The organism is Planotetraspora sp. A-T 1434 (genome assembly GCF_025420585.1).
GTDB lineage: Bacteria > Actinomycetota > Actinomycetes > Streptosporangiales > Streptosporangiaceae > JAOEGB01.
In genome coordinates, this window is sequence record NZ_JAOEGB010000123.1 from 1 (window position 1) to 339 (window position 339).

Annotated in this window: 1 protein-coding gene; it reads right to left on the reverse strand. The window is 70.8% G+C overall.

The annotated features are described in order from the left end of the window. The coding region (locus N5079_RS35230) for a hypothetical protein (RefSeq protein ID WP_261588558.1) at window positions 1-339 on the reverse strand (339 nt) is incomplete at both ends.

The following is a 339-nucleotide window of genomic DNA, read 5'->3' on the forward strand; positions in this document are numbered from 1 at the left end:
TTGGGGTCGGCGGCCAAGGTGCTGTGATCGAAGCCGGCGGGGTTGTCCGGGGTGGGGTTGGTGGGGGTGGGCGTGGGGTCGTCGGGGAGGGATTCGGCGCGGACCAGGACCAGCAGTTCGGTGCTGACCTTCTTGCTCAACAACGCGGCCAGCGCATCAGCCTGGCGGACCCGCAGCGGCCGGTCATCGTCCTTGCCCTTCGGGCGGGCGTAGGCGGCCAGGAACTCCCGCAACCGGGCGCCCGCCTCACGCGGCAACCGGAACTCTCCCTCCACCCCACCGGTAGAGGAGGGGCGGACCAGCAGGAACCGCGCCGCGTAATCAGCATCCGCCTCATCC